General features: G+C 57.4%; 13 protein-coding genes and 1 tRNA gene. 12 read left to right on the top strand and 2 right to left on the bottom strand.

Annotated elements, in window-relative coordinates; genetic code table 11:
- The first annotated feature begins 88 nt into the window (after positions 1-88).
- A complete protein-coding gene (locus JF545_RS03555; protein ID WP_206938927.1) occupies positions 89-1,795 on the top strand; it encodes a potassium/proton antiporter in 1,707 nt (568 codons plus the stop codon).
- Between the two features lie 244 nt (positions 1,796-2,039).
- On the top strand, positions 2,040-2,840 hold the full coding sequence (locus JF545_RS03550; RefSeq protein WP_206938925.1) for a M48 family metallopeptidase: 801 nt from the start codon (positions 2,040-2,042) through the stop codon (positions 2,838-2,840).
- 129 nt (positions 2,841-2,969) lie between these two features.
- Here JF545_RS03550 and JF545_RS03545 read toward each other — a convergent pair whose 3' ends face one another.
- On the bottom strand, positions 2,970-3,170 hold the full coding sequence (locus JF545_RS03545) for a hypothetical protein (RefSeq protein ID WP_206938923.1): 201 nt from the start codon (positions 3,168-3,170) through the stop codon (positions 2,970-2,972).
- A 793-nt stretch (positions 3,171-3,963) separates the two neighbouring features.
- Between JF545_RS03545 and JF545_RS03540 the strand changes: the two genes are divergently transcribed.
- The 7 genes from JF545_RS03540 (at position 3,964) to JF545_RS03510 (ending at position 13,919) form a co-directional block, all read left to right on the top strand.
- Entirely contained in the window at positions 3,964-5,202 is a 1,239-nt protein-coding gene (locus JF545_RS03540) for a tyrosine-type recombinase/integrase (protein WP_206938921.1), read from the top strand.
- Complete coding sequence (locus JF545_RS03535) at positions 5,199-6,008, top strand: hypothetical protein (RefSeq protein WP_206938913.1); 810 nt, start codon at positions 5,199-5,201, stop codon at positions 6,006-6,008. The genes JF545_RS03540 and JF545_RS03535 overlap by 4 nt, the downstream gene beginning before the upstream one ends.
- Before the next feature lie 96 nt (positions 6,009-6,104).
- Positions 6,105-6,296 carry a helix-turn-helix transcriptional regulator gene (locus JF545_RS03530; RefSeq protein WP_206938911.1) on the top strand — a complete coding sequence of 64 codons (192 nt, stop codon included), beginning with the start codon at positions 6,105-6,107 and terminating at the stop codon, positions 6,294-6,296.
- Positions 6,296-6,517: a hypothetical protein gene (locus JF545_RS03525; RefSeq protein WP_206938909.1), complete on the top strand. Its 222-nt coding sequence runs from the start codon at positions 6,296-6,298 to the stop codon at positions 6,515-6,517. Before JF545_RS03530 ends, JF545_RS03525 begins: the two co-directional genes overlap by 1 nt.
- Positions 6,517-7,386, top strand: a complete 870-nt coding sequence (locus JF545_RS03520) for a hypothetical protein (RefSeq protein WP_206938907.1) — start codon at positions 6,517-6,519, stop codon at positions 7,384-7,386. The genes JF545_RS03525 and JF545_RS03520 overlap by 1 nt, the downstream gene beginning before the upstream one ends.
- 5 nt (positions 7,387-7,391) lie before the next feature.
- Positions 7,392-9,362: a hypothetical protein gene (locus JF545_RS03515; protein ID WP_206938905.1), complete on the top strand. Its 1,971-nt coding sequence runs from the start codon at positions 7,392-7,394 to the stop codon at positions 9,360-9,362.
- Positions 9,363-10,316: 954 nt separating this feature from the next.
- Positions 10,317-13,919 (top strand): hypothetical protein, encoded by a 3,603-nt coding sequence (locus tag JF545_RS03510; protein ID WP_206938903.1) that lies wholly within the window; start codon positions 10,317-10,319, stop codon positions 13,917-13,919.
- Between the two features lie 536 nt (positions 13,920-14,455).
- On the opposite strand, the gene JF545_RS03505 is transcribed toward JF545_RS03510, so the two are convergent.
- Positions 14,456-14,545 (bottom strand) — tRNA-Ser (locus tag JF545_RS03505).
- 331 nt (positions 14,546-14,876) lie between these two features.
- Here JF545_RS03505 and JF545_RS03500 point away from each other — a divergent pair.
- The 3 genes from JF545_RS03500 to JF545_RS03490 all read left to right on the top strand — a co-directional run bounded on the left by JF545_RS03500 (position 14,877) and on the right by JF545_RS03490 (position 16,508).
- Positions 14,877-15,548 (top strand): Bax inhibitor-1/YccA family protein, encoded by a 672-nt coding sequence (locus JF545_RS03500; protein ID WP_206938901.1) that lies wholly within the window; start codon positions 14,877-14,879, stop codon positions 15,546-15,548.
- A 134-nt stretch (positions 15,549-15,682) separates the two neighbouring features.
- Positions 15,683-16,075 carry a sulfurtransferase complex subunit TusD gene (gene tusD / locus JF545_RS03495; RefSeq protein WP_206938899.1) on the top strand — a complete coding sequence of 131 codons (393 nt, stop codon included), beginning with the start codon at positions 15,683-15,685 and terminating at the stop codon, positions 16,073-16,075.
- Positions 16,076-16,118: 43 nt separating this feature from the next.
- Positions 16,119-16,508 (top strand): DsrE family protein, encoded by a 390-nt coding sequence (locus tag JF545_RS03490; protein WP_206938897.1) that lies wholly within the window; start codon positions 16,119-16,121, stop codon positions 16,506-16,508.
- Positions 16,509-16,572 lie beyond the last annotated feature (64 nt).

Genomic DNA, 16,572 nt, shown 5'->3' with positions numbered 1-16,572 from the left:
TCACCTACCAGCGGCATCCATCAACATCTTGATGGATCAGCGTTTGACCCGCATGAGATACTGTGGTCGAACTTTGCAAGGGACTCGCATGGACTCCATCAATAGCCTTTTTCTGTTATGTGGCACCTTGATCGCGTTGAGCGTGCTGGCGAGCCGACTCTCCGCGTTAGCGGGGGTGCCTCTTCTGGTGCTCTTTCTTGGGCTGGGCATGCTGGCGGGCGAGGATGGCCTGCTTGGCATCGACTTTGACAACTATTCCCTAGCCTTCGTCATTGGTCACCTGGCGCTGGCGATGATTCTTCTCGATGGCGGTCTTCGCACCCGGCTGAAGACCTTTCGAGTGGGCTTCCGGCCGGCCTTGGGATTGGCCACCGCAGGCGTATTCATTACCAGCGGTCTGGTGGGGCTGTTGGCGATGTGGGTGTTCGACCTGTCGCTGCTGCAGGGGCTTCTTGTCGGAGCCATCGTCGGGTCGACGGACGCTGCTGCGGTGTTTTCCATGCTCAGCGGGCGTGGCCTGAATCTCAATGAGCGTGTTGGTGCGACCCTTGAGATCGAGTCCGGCACCAACGATCCCATGGCGATCTTTCTGACGCTGGTGTTGATCGAAGCGCTGGTGGGGGACCTGGGCGGCCCGCTGGACATGCTGCTGTTCTTTATCCAGCAGTTCGCCGTCGCCATTGCACTGGGTCTCGGCGCGGGCTGGCTGATCGGTAGATTGCTGCGCTACCTTGACCTGGCTCCTGGCCTCTACTCGCTGCTGGCCCTGGCCCTGGGGTTCTGTGTCTTCGGCCTGACCAGTGCTCTTGGAGGAAGCGGCTTCCTGGCAATCTATCTGGCGGGCCTGATGATCGGTAATCAGCCCGGTCGTCATCTCAACTTCATCTTGCCGGTACACGACGGGCTGGCATGGTTGAGTCAGATAGGTCTGTTTCTGGTGCTGGGGCTTCTGGTTACGCCGTCGGCGCTGTTCGACGTGCTGTTACCCGCATCGGTAGTGGCGCTGGCGTTGATCTTCGTGGCGCGGCCACTGGCGGTGATTCTCACGCTCAAGCCGTTCTTTCATTTTCGCTGGCGTGAGGTCGGCTTTATCTCTTGGGTGGGGTTGCGCGGCGCGGTGCCTATCGTGCTGGCCATCTTTCCCGTCATTGGCGGCGTCGAGCGGGCGGACCTTTACTTCAATGTGGCCTTTGCGGTGGTGTTGCTATCGCTGCTGATTCAGGGCGGGACCTTGCCGTGGATGGCTAAGCGGATGAAGGTCATGGTGCCTGACAGTGCAACGCCCAATCATCGCGGCCCGCTTGGCATCTTGCCGGAAAACGATTTCGAGATGTTTGTCTACAAGGTCGAGAACTCTGATCTCGAAGACATCCCGATTCGCTTGTTACGCTTTCCCTCGGGCTCATTGATTTCGGCGCTGTTTCGTCAGCACGTGATGTTGCATCCCAAAGGCAGTACCCAGCTGCGCATGGACGACATCATCTGTGTCATCGGCAAGAGCGATGACCTGCCTGCGCTGAATCGTCTGTTCAATGGGGATGCGAAGCATCGCCAGCAGCGAGCCTTCTTCGGGACCTTTACGCTGGATGCTGAGGCGCGCATGGGTGACGTGGCCGACGCTTACGGATTGACCCTGAGTCCTGGCGAAGCGTCGTTGACGCTAGGGGAGTTTCTGGGGCTGCGGTTGGGCGGTCATCCTGTCGTGGGCGATGACGTCGACTGGCACGGTATCCAGTGGGTGGTCAGTGACATGGAGGGAAACCATATCACCAAGGTGGGGCTGCGCCTGTACTAGGGCTTGTACGGAAAGTGCCTGCGCTTGGTGATACGGCGTTAAAACATCGGTCCAAATGCTCAATTACTCCTCGTAAACTGCGCTTTCTCACCGATGTTTGCCTTGTCTCACCTTCGCTCGTCGACTTGTCGGACAAAGCCTGGCGAATAGCCTGCCGCTGGATGGTGAGCGGGCGTCCGAATCATGTTGTAAGAGCCTTGGAGCAATAGGGCGTCGTCCCTGGGAGGCGTGTGGAGAGATGGTCATGCTCAGACGACTATTGCCGTTGTTGCTGCTGGTGGTGCTGAGCGGCTGCGACGAAACGCCGGCTGGTCGCAGCCAGCTGACTCTTGTGCCAGATTTCGTCATGAGCGATATGGGCAGGCAGGCCTTTGATCAGCTTCGCCATGAGCTTCCTCTGGATCAGGACGTGTCGCGCAAGGCGCTGGTCCAGTGCATCAGCGCAGCCCTCATCAAGTCAGCTCGCCTGGAATACCCAGAGGTGGAGACGCCCGAGGACTGGCAGGTGGTGATCTTCGACTCCCCTTCACCCAATGCGTTTGCCTTGCCGGGTGGGCGTATTGGGGTCAACACGGGTTTGTTTGAAGTCGCGCAGTCCCCGGACCAGCTGGCCGCCGTCATTGCACATGAAATCGCCCACGTGCTGGCTAAGCATGGTAACGAGCGGTTGACTCAGCAGCTAGGCATCAAGGCGGTGCTGTTGGTGGTGGGTCTGATCAGCGAGGGCGATGTCGGCCAGGAGCCGCTGATGGAAGCTCTGGGGATCGGCAGTCAGCTAGGCATTGCGCTGCCTTTCAGCCGGGTGCATGAGTCAGAAGCAGACCTGATGGGGCTTGCGATCATGGCACGCGCTGGGTTTGATCCTGGCGCCAGCATCACCTTGTGGCGCAATATGGCGGCGCTTGGCGGCAGTCAACCGCCTGAGATCCTGTCCACGCATCCCGGCCATCAGTCCCGCATCAGTGGGCTAAGAGAGCATATGGCTGCTGCCAAGAGACAGTATCAAGAGGCGGTACCATCTCGGTGTTCTGCTCGGCCGCTATAGTGCCACCTCTATATCCTTTCTCTTTGCCTGACAGCTCTGGCATGGGCCCCACGTTGTCTGGCGGGTCTCGTTGCCTGTAGCGATCCTGGGCTGGTCGGCGGTGGCCATACCGCACCAATAGGGCGCTCTTTACGCTTTATCGTCAGGGCGGGTGGGTAGCCTGTCCTCGAAGGCAAGGGCGGCCGCTGCCGACCGCGCCGCGTCCTGGCTGTCATGGCGTGAGATAACCTGGCGTGTCGCTCCTGGTGATGAGTCGGAGAAGGCGACAACGGCCCACCGGGTACGTTTGAGCGCCTTGGTCTGGTAGCTCTCGACGCGAAAGTGCTTCATGGGAAACTCTGCTCTTTTTGCGAAGGCGCGCAGTCTACGTGCTGTAAGCCATCAGCATGGTCAAAAGTTTACTGAGCCTTCAACGATGATGTCACGCGCCGTATGCTGAGTAATGATTAGGGTATTCATTAAGCGATATCTTATTGAGCAATAAGAGTATGACGGAACGAAAAGGTTCAGTCCGTCCGCATCATTTGCCCCCAGGGGGGTGGCGTGGCGCTTCAGCAGTCGGACCGCTCATTCCCTGGCATCTGCTAATGCCTAGTCTGCTAATGATATCACGTCAGTGCGGTTGCCAGGCGCAGCGCTTGGGAGCGCTATAGGCAGCTGCTGCTCAAGCGCCAGGCGTCAACCTGGGTGCCGGCGCAATGGTCGAAGGTGAGGGCAGAGACAGGTGAGGGCAGAGACACCGACAAGAAACAACAACAATAAGCAAAGTGGGAAGAGAGAAGAGAGAAGGAATAAGCGGCTAGAGACAGAAGACAAGCGCGGGGCACCGCTGAATGCTAGGCGGGTTGGTTCGAGCTTCATCGGTATGGTGAGAGAGGGGCTGATCGTGCTGACGATCCAGGTGGGTATACCATAACGAAAACGCCGAATCCGCAGGACAGATTCGGCGTTTGGCAATTCGAGGTGGCGGAGGGACAGCCCGCCAGTCTGCTGAACTACCTCGCACCATCCGTCCTCATTACTGTTTTTTATCAATGCCTTACCCGTCAGCTTTTGCACCGCCTTGCACCATCGGATACCATGCATATTCATCTTTATTGGTGGACTGTATGGAGGGCCAGGGATGCCGCGGAGAGTTCGAGAGATGTCGGCGCTGGAGGTCAAGCGCCTGACTCAGCCCGGTCGCCATGCCGTAGGAGGCGTGTCCGGTCTCTATCTATTCATTGGGCCGGGCGCTAAGCGCTGCTGGACCCTGCGCGCCACCATCGGCGGGCATCGCCGTGAACTGGGGTTGGGTGCTTACCCAGATGTGTCGCTGGCGCAAGCGCGCGAGTCTGCCCGTTCTGCGCGCCAGCAAATCCGGGATGGCGTTGATCCCGCCGCCGAGCGTGAGGCTGCTCGCCGCGCCCTCATTGCCGAACAGAACAAGCGCATCACTTTCGACCAGTGCGCCGCCGCCGTGGTGAAGGTCAAGCAGGCCGAGGCCAGCAACCCCAAGCACGCGGCCCAATGGGAGAACACGCTGGCAACCTATGCCAGTCCGATCCTAGGTAAGCTGGCCGTCGACGACATCGAGCTTGCCCACATCGTCCAGGCTCTCGAACCCCATTGGTACACCAAGACCGAGACCATGACCCGCGTGCGTCAGCGCATCGAGGCGGTGTTGTCCTGGGCAATCGCGCGTGGCTACCGGGATGGCGATAACCCCGCGCGTTGGCGCGGCAACCTAGACACGGTACTGCCCAAGCCGACCAAGATCGCTAAGGTCAAGCATCACAAGGCATTGCCGATCCCGGAGATGGGGGCCTTCATGGCCGAGCTGCGGCAGCGCAAGGGGGCAGCTGCCCGTGCCCTGGAATTCACGATTCTGACGGCCGCCCGCTCGGGCGAAGTCCGGGGAGCGACGTGGGATGAGATCGACCTGGAAGGCCGGATCTGGACGATCCCCGCTGAGCGCATGAAGGCAGGAAAAGACCATCGAGTCCCGCTGTCGCCGGCGGCCGTGGCTTTGCTGGAGCGCCAGCCACGTCATGCTGATAGCACACTGGTATTCCCTGGCACGCGGGGTCATTCGATGTCAGACGCGACCCTAGCCGCTGTGCTCAAGCGCATGGATGTCCACGCCACCGTTCACGGCTTCCGCTCCACCTTCCGAGACTGGACCGCCGAATACACCAGCACCCCGCATCACGTTGCGGAGATGGCTCTGGCGCACACGATCAAGAACCAGGCCGAGGCCGCCTATCGGCGCGGTGACCTACTAGAGAAGCGTCGCCGCCTGATGGAGCAATGGTCCGAGTTCTGCGCCAGCACCACCGCGGCAGCTGCCACCGTGACACCGATCCGGGAGGCGAGTGCGTGACAATGCGAGACATTTCGGCTGAATCGCTTGCCCTATGGCGAGAACGTGAAATGATCACGGGGGCTGAAGCCGCCTACCTGCTGGCGCGCAAGGCGCCAGTGCAGAATCCTTCGCCTTCAATGCCGGGACCGATCGGTGAGATGTATCGCCATGTCCTATATGCGGTCAAAGCAGGAAGGCTGAGCACAGTAGACGGCGTCTACAAACGTATCGACATTGACCCCGAATGGTTGGGCAGCCTTACACTCGAAGAGTACAGCGCATGGTCCCAACCTTGGGAGAGACTGACCGAGGCGGGCTCTATCGACCCTGCTTCGGATGTAAAGCGGTATCGCTTCAGTTTGAAGTCCACTGAGTTTTTTGAATGGGCCGAAGATGCCGGGTGGCGGCATGCTCCAAGCCTCAATCTCCCAACCGACTCTTCTGAGGCCAGTGCTGGGTGGTGGTACGTGATTCCCCTACGCTGGGCGTTCGCAAGCGGCCGTCTCGAGAGGGTGGGAGCATCCCGGGCAATCCTGCGTACTGTGGCGAAGGGAATGGAGGGAAGGGGATTTCCCGGACGCCCCCCTGACCCTAATGCATGGAAGCAACGGGGAGCGGTGGACGCTGCCCGTGCGAATATCGAAGTAGACCTAGACAAGAGAGTACCGACACGTGCCCGCCAGACTGCTTTAGGTCTGTTCGCATTCGCGGCTTCCCTGAATGGTGAAGTGGATGTGTTTGACGATGAGTCGGTAGAAGCCGCGCTACTTCAGGCTCGGGTCGCTTCCCCCAGCCGCAATCTACTCGCCTCCCTGTACGAGTAACCCACTAGGACGCACGGGCGCATGTGCACGCATATGCGCCCGTGCCACTCGCCCTTCTCCGCATCATGGCTACGCACCCACAGTAGGAGCGACGTCATGAATGCTACCAATACCTATTTATCCGACCGGCAAACTGCCGACCGCTATGCCGTCCATCGCAACACTGTCTATCGTTGGGCGCGTGAGCGTGACGACTTCCCCCGGCCCGTAAAGCTGGGCGACAACTGCACCCGCTGGCGCCTCGCCGACCTCCTGGAATGGGAGACACAGCGTGAGGAGGTCGCCTGATGCAACTCCATTACTGTGTTCCGAGCATGAGTCTGCTGCGTCGAGAGCTGCTGGCTGTTGTGGAATCACACAGTGCCAGCAACGGCATCGACGACGCTCGCGCCTTGCGTGATGTCTTCGTGTGCATTGTGAAAGAAGTGCGCGACGAGGGGTACACCGCCGAGCACCTGGAAATGCTGGTGACGCTGGCCACGGACCTGGAAGCCACCAAGGGGGATTGATGAAAGCAGGTAAAGAGAAGCCGCGCCAAGTGGACGCGGCCAGAGAAGAGGTTATCGAGATGCATGGTAGCAGGACAGCATTCAGCCTGTCTGTAGTGACCGCCCTAAAGCCCACCACCATCGGTAAGCGTTTCGTTCTCCAGGAAGGGAGGCTGACAAAGTCCCCGGGTGGAGTGATGATCCGAGGGCGATGCGAGTGCCTCGAACTGACGGGGTTGCCCGCATTGGCCGAGCTGTTGCCTGAGCTCGACGCTAGACACGCCCTGATGTATGGGCTGGCGCCGGTCGATGACGTGACGCTGATCACTAAGCGGAAGTGGAACAAACGTGGACGCCCGGACGGCCCATATCCTCGCACCAGGGATGCCATTTCATGGCCGGCGGGGCCGGGACTCTGGATGCTGGACTATGACCCGGAGCCGGGTGCCGATGTCCTGAGCCGGGAAGAGTTTCTGGCCCGGCTCATTGAAGCAGAACCTGCATTGGCCGGGGCCGGGTATGCTTGGTATCCGTCCAGCTCCAGTCACATCATCAACAGTGATACCGGCGAAGACCTGACCGGGCTACGCGGTCAGCGGTTGTGGTTTCTCGTGAACGATACTCAGGGCATCCCAGGCGCTGGCGAAGCCCTGCTGACGCGACTGTGGGCAGCTGGCCATGGACACATCAAGGTCAGCAAGTCTGGAGCCCTGCTGGAACGCACGCTGGTTGACGGCGCGGTGTGGCAGCCCGAGCGCCTGGACTTCGCGGGTGGCGCTGCCTGTGGCCGTGGCCTGCACCAAGATCGGGGCAAGCCGGTCGTAGTTGAAGGAGCTGTTGTTGATCTCTCGGCGTTCGTGCCGGCTGATGCCAGGGAGGTGGCGGCATGACGTGCATGATCACCCCTCCCAGCCTGGAGATGCTGGCACAGGTTCAACGGTTGCAGGACGCAGAGAAAGCTGAGGTTCGCCCGAAGGCCGATGCTATTGCTGTGGAATACATGGAGGAGAAAGCGGCGCAAGTCGCCAAAGCTGAGGGCCGAGGCGAGCCAACAGAGGATGACCGCGCAACCGTGCGTCGTGCGATAAAGGGGGCAGTGCTCTCCGGGGCGTACCCCATCCCGCTCCATGACGACGGCGGTGGGCTCGAATGGGTACCGGTTTCGACGATCTTGGTGATGCCCGACCGCTACCACGGCCGTACGGGACCGGACCCGATAGAGCCCGACTACGACGACGGTCGTCAGGTTGCCAAGCTATATGTGGATGGGACATCCCCCTGTATCCACTCATTTGCCCGCGGCGGTCAAACGTACATGCTGTCCCGGGGTGTCGAGTGGATCGAAGTGCAGTCCGGACGTGATGCGGAAGCTGCGGAGGCCGCGGCGGACGCGCTGAGTCAGCACCCCGATGTTTTTGCCTACGCGGGGCGGGTTGCCTGCGTAAAAGACGGGACGCTGGTGGCGCTGGACAGGCCCGGACTTCAGTACCTGCTTGGGGCGCGCCTGCAATTTTACCGTGATAAGCCCCAGCCTAATGGGGGCATGGTTCGGGTTCAGATGAATCCGCCGCGGGGTGTGGTGGAAATGATGAACGTCCCTGACATTGTGGGACGATTGCTGCCCGCCGATGCCGTCATCTCCGCCCCGACGATGCGGCGGGACGGTAGCCTGCTGATGATGCCGGGGTATGACGACGCGACACGGCTCGTGCTTGATGCTCGGAATGAAGATTTGAAGCAATCCGTGCCGGATCGGCCCACGGTGGCAGATGCCCTGGCTGCAATGGATCGCCTGCTATACCCCTTCCGTGACTTTCCCTATACCAGTGCCGTAGATCGTGGGGTGTTGCTGGCTGCATTGCTCACCTCTGTGGTCCGTCCCGTGCTGCCCACTGCGCCAGCCTTTGGTTTCGACGCGCCGGTACAGGGCAGCGGTAAGACACTGCTGGCCAAATGTGTGGGCTTGCTGGCTAATGGCTCCGTGCCGCACGTGGTACCGCATACGCATGGCCGCGACGACGAAGAGACGCGAAAGCGTCTGACCGCAACCTTGGCTGGCGATCCTCGCTGCGTGGTCTGGGACAATGTCGTGGGCATCTGGGACAGCCCGGCGATGGCGGCCATGTTGACGAGCGACACTCTGACCGACCGTCTGCTTGGCCGGTCGGAAACAGTGACGTTCCCCAATCGCACCCTGTGGCTTTTGACGGGTAACAATCTGGCGCCGGCGGGCGATCTTACCAGGCGAGTGCTGGTGTCAAGGATTGATCCAGGCAGTGAAAGGCCGTTCGCCCGGTCGTTCGAACTGGACCCCGCCGCTTATGTAATCGATTGGCGCCAGCACATGGTGAGGGACGTTCTGACGATCATGGCAGCCTATCGTTCTGTGGCACCAGCAACGGCACCCGGCAAGATGGCCAGCTTTGAAGAATGGGATGCAATGGTGCGCCAGCCCATTGCCTGGTTGGCCGCCATGCGGGACGACCTCGTCGACCCCATGGACGCCGTGGATGCTCGGCAGGTGCTTGATCCTGAGCAAGAGCGCTTGTCGTCACTGCTTGAGGGAATCGCCCGCGTGTTGGGATACCGGACCTTCACCACTCGCGAACTGGGAAATGCCTACCATCTTGGGCTCCAGTGTGCCGAGGGTGTGGTGGACGAGGATGACGTTGAATCGCAGGTACTCCGCGATCTGGCCGAGTCGCTCGATGACTTCAACCAGCGACCAGGTAGCCTGTCGCACCGGAGCATCGGGAGAATCCTGGCCAATCGGGTTGATCGCATTGTGGATGGTAGCTGTCTGCGACGAGTGGGGGCCGCCCGCGTAGCTAGCTGGAAAGTTGACAGAGTAGGAGGAAAATCATGAGTCAGCCTGTGTCACCGAGCGTTGTAAGGCGAGAATCCCAGGGTATCGGTCGCCTGCACGCGGCTGGCTACGGTCCAGCGCATTGGTTGATTAAGAGCTTGCCAGGAGGAGGTATCCCGCCGCGGCAGCCCTGGTCTCATCCTTCTTGCGAGCTGGAAGAAGAGCTCCTGTCTGTATCCCAATTGGCGGGAGCCTTGTGCGTCCGCTTGAAAACCGTCCGGGCCTACTTGCAGGAAGCCGGGCTAGAGCCAGCCTCAGAGGCCGCGATTCAACACCAGATACATGAAGCTGTGCGTGCCAAGAAGGCGGGCGAGCTAAGCGAGGATGAGTATAACGATGTCGTAGATGATGTCCTGTATGTAAAGAATAGGGGAAATCCGCAACTCGTCGACTGCGGAGAGCTGGCCCTTTGGGTTTTCAGCCAGGGGAAACACCGCATTCGGCATAGATGGGCGTGGTGGTGGGTCGAGTGGGCTCTGGGAACCTGGACGCTTGAGAGCGGGTACATCGCTGGCTTGCCGATGACTAGAGGAGAGTGGCGGACGGCCCATCCTGTGGAGAGGGGTTCCAAAGCATAAGTAAAGTTTGTATAAGGGTGGTATGTGAAGGTGCACCGCTGGGCTTGCCCAGCGGTGCACTAAAATTAGCCTTGTCGCTTGATAATCACTTTGGATAGTAGACAACGGGAATAGCAAAGGTAGGGCATTAAAAAGATATTTCTGAAGGTTATATGAAGACGGGGGGTGATAAATGGCCGAGTTAAACCTTGCTGATGCCACTGATCTTTCTAGATGGGCCGACCGTCTTGAGGCAAGAGGACGTTTCCCTGAGTTAGTAAGACGTTTGGTCACCGCAACGGGCCAAGGGCTGAAAGAGCTGTCAGTGCGAAGTGGAGAAGGGGTTCAGTATCCAGGGTGGGATGGTAAGGTTGAAGCAGGGGCCGCTGATCTCCACGTGCCTGAGGGTCGTTCCGTTTGGGAGATAGGTACCAACGGAAGAGTTTCGCAAAAGGCCAACGAAGACTACCAAAAGCGTTCATCGACCCCTGGAGATATAACTCCGAGCGAGGTCACTTATGTCTTTGTTACCCCAAGGCGTTGGCATGGTAAAGAGGACTGGGTCCACGCACGTAATGTGGAAGAGATATGGAAAGAGGTGCGTGCGTATGATGCCGACGATATAGCACACTGGATGGAACGAGCGCCAAGTGTACATGCATGGTTCTCTGCGCTGCTTGGCAAGGATCCTTATGAGGCTGAAAGTCTAGAGACTTGGTGGGAGGAATGGTCTCAGGCAACGATACCTCAAATCCCACCGGAGTTACTACTTTCTGGAAGGAAGGCGTCAGTTGAGAATATTATTGCCCACCTCCAGAAGCCTTCTGCTCCCTACACTGTCGCCGCAGACAGCCGAGAGGAAGCGGTTGCGTTTTTGGCGGCATCTCTTCAGGGGTTACATACTCCTGATGGCCTATTGGAACGAGCTATACTTGTTCGGAACCCTTCAGCGTGGCGGCGTTTGTCATTTAGTGAGACATCACTTATTCTCCTGCCCCTCTTTGAGGGATCAGACGCGGCGCTTGCATTCCGAAACGGACACCATGTCATCGTTCCCATAGGCCGGGAGATAGGAACAGAAGCCCAATACGAGCTACCTCGTCTTCATCGCGATGGGATACAAACTGCTCTCACTGAAGCGGGGTTACCTGAAAGCAAAGCTTCACGTTTCGCCACACTGGGGCGAAGAAGCCTGTTATCCATGCGACGTGCTATGGCTGTACTACCTGCTGTGCAGACGCCTGAGTGGTCCAAGCCAGAGTATGCCAGAAAAATCTTACCTGCGATGCTTGCTGGCCAATGGGTGGATGGGAATGAAGCTGATAGGGAGATAATAGCCTCATTGGCAGGACAGCCTTACGAAGAGGTGGCTTCCACACTTACAAGGTGGGCATATACCTCTGATCCGCCCGTGCGCCGTGTGGGAGATGTGTGGCTTGTTGCATCGAAACAGGATGCGTGGACGCTACTTGCTAGGCATCTTTTACCTGACGATCTTCGTCACTTCCAAGAAGCTGCGCTTGAGGTGCTGAGTTCAGATGATCCTACTCTCGACCTTGCACCGCAAGAGCGGTTTATGGCACCTATTATTGGGGAAGTTAGGCCATACTCTACACATATTATGGATGGAGTTGCTGATACCATTGCCTTAATGGGATCAGCCGCAGATCTTGTAGAGCTTATAGACCGGCGTCGATCAGACGATGAGGCAGCTATTATAGTCCGTCGCCTGTTGAGTTTCGCAAATGAAGATCCAAGTGGTCGACGCTGGTCGACTATCTCAGGCGTACTGCCTGCCCTTGCAGAGGCAGCGCCATATGATTTTTTGCGAGCTGTAGACGCTGGGCTGAGTGGTGGAAATCCTATTTCAGGCGTATTTCAAGATCACGATGATCATACAGATGGATTTATGTTGGGAGGGGCTTCGCCTCACACTGGGGTGCTATGGGCCCTAGAGGCATTAGCCTGGAAGGCTGATTATATTGTGCCGGTATCGCTTACGCTCGCCAAGCTTGCGGTCGTTGACCCCGGCGGCCGTTTGACAAATCGACCTATCAATAGTCTTCGTGAGATTCACGTTTTGTGGATTCGCGGGACCTCAGCTAGTTTAGATGAACGTTTTCAAGCTATTGATGAAATACGACGACGCGTTCCAAGCGTCGCTTGGGACTTGTTGTTGAAGCTTCTCCCATCAAAGCACGAGACTTTTGTGGCTCCTTATTCTCCAAAATGGAGAGATTGGAAGCCAGATGATACTAGATCGGTGTTATACGGTGAACACGTCCGGGGAGTGCATGAGGCCTGCGAGCGAATTATCGTTGATGCTGATGATGATAGTGAACGATTGATTGAGGTCGTGGGCAGGTATGCTGATTTTCCGTCATCATTCCGAGCGAGAATTGCTGGAAAGATGAGTGGCCTAGATCCAACGATGTTATCGCAAGCGGATCGGCAGGTCTTATCCGATACAGCTCGGGATCTTGTCTCTCATCATCGGGCATACCCGGATACAGATTGGTCCTTACCACCTAAAGACTTAGATCAGCTCGAAGAAAGTTGTGAACATCTAACGCCGGAAGACCCGTGTTATCGTCACCGTTGGCTTTTCCTTAGGGGCAGTCCCAGAGCCTTCGAGGGTCAAGGTGACTATCAACAGCAACAAGAAGCATTACAAGAGGCGCAAACTGAAGCTGTAAGGGAGGTATACGCTAAGGGCGGTATAGATAGTGTGTTTGCGTGGGCGGAACAGATAAGCAAAGGCTTTGGGCCAAGGTGGATTGGTATTGCTTTAGGAGGAATCGAGCTATCTTCGGACGAGGAGGAGAGAGTATTTCAAAAACTAATAGCAACTAGCGAATCTTTGATTCAGCTTGCAGAGGGATTTGTCGCGAGGCGAATTTCAATTTTAGAGGGCGGTTGGCTTGAGTGGGCTTATGAAATTGTAAAGGAGCATCCTGGCTGGACAAGTGATCATACTGCCTCTTTTCTAGCTATTCTGCCAGCCACCCCAAAAGTTTGGGATATTTCGGAAGCCGCTGGTCACGACGTCGAAAAAATTTATTGGAACCGAGTTAAACATTATGGGCTGCCAGAGAGAGGCGAAGCTTGTCTACGCTCCGCGAGGAAACTCATTGAGTACGGAAGGCCGTACACAGCTGTTGAGTTGCTGGATCTATACAACACTGACATACCTCAAGGCCCGTTAGATGACCTGACTGCTATTGCTCTTGAGGCATCTGCCGAAAACAAAACAAATGAGCCTCTTGGTCAGATGTTTCCTTACCATGTAGGGCGACACCTTGACCGGTTAGCTGAGCATGGGTTCGATGAGGAGAGGCTCGCAGCGCTGGAGTGGATGTGCCTTCCTCTTTTTAGGTTTGATAAGCGGAGATCACCTGTGCTCCACCGTAAGTTATCGAATAGTCCCAAGGATTTTGTTGCGGTAGTTTCGATGATCTATCAAGCGGAGCATGAAGAGCCTATAGAGCCCTCTGAATCAGAGAAAACTAGGGCGAGAACAGCTCGTAACTTACTCCGTTCCTGGAAGGATGTTCCAGGGAGGTCTGAAGAAGGGGGTGTAGATAGAGAAAATCTCTTTTCTTGGGTCCGAGAGGCGAGAGACTTATTAGAGCAAGCCAACAGGCTTGGTAGCGGCGACCTTCATATTGGTCAAGTATTGCGACACGGCCCGCTTCCCGTTGATGGTGAGGTATGGCCTAGTGAGCCGATCTGCGATCTTATTGAGGCAGTTGCTAGTGATGACTTGGAAGGTGGGTTCTTCTCGGAAATTATAGATAGCCGTGGGTTTACGACTCGAGGCATTACAGACGGTGGGGCTCAGGAACAGGAGCTTGCGGAACAATATAGACAGTATTCGCGAATGGCAGCCACAGCTTGGCCGAGGACCTCAGCCCTACTTGAACAAGTCGCGAAGTCATACGAGACGCAAGCACGCTATCACGATCTAGATGCCGACCTCAGACAAGATCTATGGTATTGAGGATGGCTCTTCTCCGGCTGGAGTGGCTCACTTGATAGGCTGACAGGGCGATTTTTTTTTGATCATGCACCAGCGGCCATATCGAGAGGGGGGGCGTGTGCAGTTTGAGCGGTCTATTCGGTTGGTTGGGCGCTGCTGGCGCACAGTGATACAAACTGAAGCGACTACTAAACTTTTCTAACGGGAGGTAGACCGCACAAACTGTCTAAACCGATTTCAACTGCTTTCCCCCATTCGCAAAAATCGAAAATTTTTCGCGCGGGCCCTAGACGAGCCATGCAGGTGGGCTAGATTGGAAAAAGGTGGGTGGGGGGCTTGGTCGATTGTCGTCGGCACATGCCTGCGCCTCCTTTCCTCGTGCTTCTCCGTCCTGGCTATCCGGCGTTGTGCTTAGACACCTCGTAGAAGGAGAAGCAAAGTAGGCGCTCCTTACACATCCCTGCTAACTGGTCTTTTTCTAACCACTTGAGGTTTGGTGGTCTGGATGGTGGACCAAATAAAAAACCAGCCGTAACAGGCTGGTTTTAAAGAAAAAGTGGCGGAGGGACAGGGATTCGAACCCTGGAAGGGCGTTAACCCTTGCCGGTTTTCAAGACCGGTGCATTCAACCGCTCTGCCATCCCTCCGGCTCACGGCGATGTACTTTACCAGCTTTTCTTCTCACGTCAACAGTTGTGTGCGATCAATGTGTTACGGCTTACCCGAGGAGCCCTCGTCAGCCAGGTCATTAATCTTTAGCCCAGGCGATTGGCAAGGGGGAAACTGCGCAAGAAATGTGCAGCTAAGCAATTTTTTGTCGCCAATAGGAAACGCTGTTCGAGCCAAGTGTGGCGGGGATGCAGCGCCATTCAGGTGAATTCCCTTCGTTGAAACCGCGCAGGTGGACGTCTTGCGCCGGGAACCTCCCATGGGCATTCTGTGTCGAATGCATGTCCACAAACAGGGAGCTACGGATACATGGCTTATCAAGAGTCACAGGTGAGTCGTCAGACCCAGACGCAGGTAGCTGCGACCAATAAGGTCTTGCGCAATACCTACGGCTTGCTGGCGATGACACTGCTGTTCTCTGCGGTGACAGCGGGGGCGGCAGTGGCCCTCGGCGTTCAGCAGATGAACATTCTGGTGTTCTTCATTGGCGCATACGGCCTGATGTTCCTGGTTCACAAGACCGCTAACTCCGCCATGGGGCTATTGGCGACATTCGCCTTCACCGGCTTCATGGGCTTCACCCTTGGTCCTATTCTCAGCGCCTACCTGACGCTGTCGAATGGCCCTGAACTGATCATGACTGCGCTGGGCATGACCGGTTTGACCTTCTTCGGTCTGTCGGCGGTCGCGCTGATCACCCGCAAGGACTTCAGCTTCCTGGCCAATTTCATGATGGCGGGTGCCATCGTACTGATTCTGGCCATGGTTGCCGCGCTGATCTTCAACATTCCTTCGCTGTCCCTGATGGTCTCTGCGGGCTTTGTCCTGTTCTCCTCGGCAGCGATCCTGTATCAAACCAGCGAGATCGTTCATCGGGCCGGCGAAACCAACTATATCCTCGCTACCATCACCCTGTACGTCTCGATCTACAACCTGTTCATCAGCCTGCTGTCACTGCTGGGCGTTGTCAGCCAGGATTGATCCAGACGGGACGGAATGGCACAAGTATCGTAGAATGGTGGCCCCGCTCATGCGGGGCCATTTTTTTGTGCTGGCTGCGTGTCGCCATAGACCCGATGCCAGTGATTGATGACGCTGTCCAGGGGTAGAGACATATGCGCTACGCCATCCTGTTGCTGGGTGCGCCTTACAGCTCTCAGGCAGCCCATAGTGCACTGCGTTTCGCCCAGGCGGTGATAGCGCGTGGTCACCGCCTGGAAGCCGTGTTCTTCTACGCTGATGGCGTTCACAATGCGGCGAGCCTGGCGACCCCGCCCCAGGACGAGCCGCAGATTGTCGATGGCTGGGTAGATCTTCAGCGTGACCATGACGTCAGGCTCGAAGTGTGCATTGCGGCGGCTCTTCGACGCGGCATCATCGATGCCGCTGAGGCGGCGCGACATGGCAAGGACGGGCACAGCCTTGCGCCACCTTTCACGCTCACCGGACTGGGGCAGCTGATCGACCTTGGTGTTGACTGTGACCGTCTGATCACCTTCGGCGCATGACGCGAGCGGAGTCACGGCCAGGGACAAACCCGGAGGAGTGGGTATGACGGTAACGACGTCAGTCGACGAGGGGGCAGCGGGAGAACTGCTGGTGATTCTTCGCCATGGTCCTCATTCAGGTATCGCGCTGAAGGAAGGGCTTGATGCTGCTCTGGTGGCTGCCGCCTTTGGGCGCCGTGTATCGCTTCTGTTCATGGGCAGTGGCGTGGCCGCCTTGATGCCAGGTCAGGGCAAAGGCCCGCTGGACCAGAAGGGAACTCTGCCGACGCTGGACATGCTCGAGATGTATGACATCGATCGGTGCTATGCCGACAGTGCCAGTCTGGAAGCCCTCGACATGTCGGCAGACGCGCTGGTCATCGACGTCACCGCTGTCGACAGTGGCGGTGTCGCTCAGTTGATGGCATGCCATTCGCTGGTAATGACGTTCTGAGGCCTGCGAGGCGTTCACTGTCTATGGACGACGGAAGCGATCCTGCTGGTTGAGTCACGGCTCA

It is taken from the genome of Halomonas litopenaei (assembly GCF_017303055.1).
Classification (GTDB): Bacteria; Pseudomonadota; Gammaproteobacteria; order Pseudomonadales; family Halomonadaceae; genus Halomonas; species Halomonas litopenaei_A.
The sequence above is the reverse complement of the archived record's forward strand: the minus strand, read 5'-3'. Positions and strand labels throughout refer to the sequence as shown.